This window comes from Saccharopolyspora sp. 6M (assembly GCF_020176775.1).
GTDB classification, from domain to species: Bacteria; Actinomycetota; Actinomycetes; order Mycobacteriales; family Pseudonocardiaceae; genus Saccharopolyspora_C; species Saccharopolyspora_C gregorii.
The window spans coordinates 1-3,485 of record NZ_JAIUJZ010000325.1 but is presented as its reverse complement, the minus strand read 5'-3'; the positions used below and the strand labels follow the sequence as shown (position 1 = coordinate 3,485).

At 76.4% G+C, this 3,485-nt stretch carries 1 protein-coding gene; it reads left to right on the top strand.

Annotated features, from left to right (window positions below; all coding sequences use genetic code 11):
- On the top strand, positions 1–3,482 hold a 3,482-nt coding region (locus LCD31_RS28520; RefSeq protein ID WP_224963249.1), incomplete at its 5' end, for an ADP-ribosylglycohydrolase family protein.
- Positions 3,483–3,485: the final 3 nt, after the last annotated feature.

Genomic DNA, 3,485 nt, shown 5'->3' with positions numbered 1-3,485 from the left:
GCGCCCCCGCCGCACCGCCCGCCGACGTCACGCAGCCCGCGAAGGTTCCCGGGGCCGCGCAGCAGGCCCCCGACCCGATCAGCAGCGACCACGGGCAGCGGTTCCTCGGCAGCATGCTGGCCGCGGCCGCCGGGGACGCGCTCGGCGGCCCCGTCGAGACCTACCCGGTGGAGCAGATCCGCAGCCGCTTCGGCGAGCGCGGCATCACCGACTACGACCGCACGGGCGAGCACTCGGGCGAGTTCACCGACGACACCCAGCTGATCCTGTTCACGCTGGAAGGGCTGATCCGCGGGCACGTCGCCACCCGCGGCGGCGCCACCGGCGGCCCACTGCCCGCGGTGCAGCTGGCCTACCAGCGCTGGTTGCACACCCAGGGCCACGCGTGGGCGCGCGTGGCGGGCCCGTTCGCCGAGCAGCACCCGGAACCGACCGGCTGGCTCGTCGCCGAACGCGACCTGTTCGCGGTGCGCTCGCCGAACGCCGAGTGCATCACCGCGCTGCGCGAGTTCGCCACGCACGGCCGCCCCGGCACGTTCCAGCGCCCGATCAACGACTCGGACGACAACACCGGCGTGGTGCGCGCCGCGCCGTTCGCGCTGTGGTCCGAGGACCCGCGCGAGGTGTTCCGGCTCGCCGCCGCGGGGGCCGCGCTGACCTGCGCGAAGCCCAGCGGCTACCTGCCCGCCGGGGTGCTGGCGGTGCTGGTGCACCGGCTGCTGCGCGGCGAGTCGCTGCCGGACGCGCTGACCCTGGCCCGCGAGCTGCTCGCCGAGTGCGAGGGGCACCAGCAGACCGAACGGCTGCTGCTGGTCGCCGAGGACCTCGCCGCGCAGGGCGCTCCCACCGCGGAGCAGCTCAAGGACCTGCTCGGCGGTGGCTGGACCGGGCACGAGGCGCTGGCCATCGCGGTGTGCGCGGCGCTGAGCCACGACGGCGTCGGCCCGGCCGTGATGGCCGCGGTGAACCACTCCGGCGACAGCGATTCGACCGGCGCGATCTGCGGCGCGATCGTCGGCGCCCGGCACGGTGCGTCCGCGCTGCCCGGCGTGTGGCTGCGGGACCTCGGGCAGCGGGAGACCGTCGAGAAGTTGACCGCGGACGCGCTGGTCGAGTTCGGCCCGCAGCCGCGCACCGACGAGACGTGGGCGCAGCGGTACCCGGCGGCGAAGGACTTGATCGACCTGGAGTTCCCGGCGGAGCTGCCGCGCGCGGCGCGGACGGGCACCGCCGGGTCGCCGAGCGCGGCGTCGGAGAAGACCGGCGAGCCGCCGAGCACGACACCGGAGAAGACCGGCGAGTCGCCGAGCTCGGGGTCCGAGAAGACCGGCGAGCAGTCGAGCTCGGGGCCGGAGAAGACCGCGGAGCAGCCAGGCTCGGCGCGGGAGGGCGCGGGCTCGGCGCGGGAGGGCGCGACCGAGCGCACCACCGAGCAGCCCGCGATCCGGGACGAGGAGTCGGTGCCGGAGGAGTCGGCGCCGGTGGCCAGGTTCCCGATCCCGGGCGGTGCCGCGCGCAGCGGCGACGAGCAGCCGGCCACGGCAGGGAAACCCGCGGAGTCCACTTCGGACGGACCGACGGGCCTCGCCCCCGGTGGCCGCACCCCGGCGGTGCCCGATGGGACCGCCGAGGACGCCGGCGCGGCTTCGGAGGAGGACGCGCAGCCCGAGCAGGACTCGGCCCCGGAGCGGACCGAGAAGCCCGCGCAGACCGGGAAACCCGAGCAGACCCCGAAGCCCGAACAAGCCGAGCAGACCCAGCAGGACGAGCAGACCCAGCAGGACGCGAAGTCCGAGCGGAGCACCGCCGACCAGGCCGCGCCGGACGCCCCGGCCGCCGCACCGCTGCCCACGATGGGTTCCTGGCCCGCGACCTCCTCGAACGGCCGCGACGGCGCCGCCGAGCAGGACGGGACCACGGCCGGGAGCGAGACCGCCGAGCCCGGATCCGCCGACGAGGCCGCGGCGAACGCCCGAGGTGCGGCGCAGCAGCCGGCGGCGCCGCTGACCGAGCGGATCGCGATGCCGCGGTCCGGCCCGGCCACCCGGAACTCCGGCGGTGCGCCGCAGCCGGCCGCGAAGCAGCCACCGGTCACCACCACCCGCGAACTCGCCGAGCCCGCCACCGAACGCGGCGCCCGCATCCTCGGCTGCCTGCTCGGCGGCGCGGTCGGCGACGCCCTCGGCTACCCGGTGGAGGACGACTCCATCGAGAAGATCCGCGCCGAGCACGGCGCGGCGGGCGTGGTCGACTTCGCCGACGCGCACCGCCCCGGCGGATCGATCAGCGACGACACCCAGCTGACCCTGTTCACCACCGACGGCCTCATCCGCGCCTCGATCCGCCGCAGGCTCTACGACGAGACCGATCCGGCGCAGCAGGTGCAGCACGCCTACCAGCGCTGGCTGCACACCCAGGGCTTCGACTGGAAGGACGCGGGCGGGCCGATCGCGGTGACGCCGCCGGATGGCTGGCTGATCCGGGAGAAGGGCCTGTTCGTGCGCCGCGCGCCCGGCGCCACCTGCGTGCAGGCGCTGCACGGCTACGCCACCAGCGGGCGGCTGGGCACCTTGACGAACCGGATCAACGACTCGAAGGGCTGCGGCGGCGTGATGCGCGCGGCGCCCGCCGGGTTCTGGTCCGACGATCCGGCCGAGACGTTCCGGGTGGGTGCGGCCACCGCGGCGCTGACCCACGGGCACCCGAGCGGGTTCCTGCCCGCCGGAGCGCTCGCGGTGATCGTGGCGCAGCTGCTCGGCGGCCGGTCGTTGCCGGAGGCGGTGGACCGGGCGCTGACCGAGCTGTCCGGCTGGGAAGGGCACGAGGAGACCACCAGCGCGTTGCGCCGCGCGATCGAGCTGGCCACCGAGGGCACGCCGACGCCGGAGCAGATCCAGCACCGGCTCGGCGACGGCCGGGTCGGCGAGCAGGCGCTGGCCATCGCGGTGTGCGCCGCGCTGGCGCGCCCGTTCTCCTACACCGACGCGGTCGTGCTGGCCGCGAACCACTCCGGTGACAGCGACGCGACCGCCTCGATCTGCGGCAACATCATGGGCACCGCGCACATGGCGAGCGCGATCCCGGAGAACTGGCGGCAGCGGGTGGAGCTCGGCGAGGTCGTCGAGCAGCTGGCGCGGGACGCCACCGAGGAGTTCGGCGAGCACCCGCCGTCGGTGCCGGAGTGGCTGCGCCGCTACCCGGCGGGCAGCTCCCCCGCTGCAGGTTCGAGCGGCGCCGCCGCTGCGGGTTCGGACGGCGCCGCCGCGGAGCCGGAGCGCGAGTCCGCGCGGCCCGCCCCGGAGGCGGCCGAGCAGACCATGGTGATGGCGCCCATCCCCGCCGTGCCCGACGAACCCCCGGCGAGCGCGCCCGCGGCGAGGCCGGCGACCTCGGCGGGGCCGAAGGGGAGCGCATCCGAACCGGCGGCGAGCGCCCCCGAACGGGCCGCGGAACGGGGCGAGGCCGCAGCTCCTCGTCGTTGAGGC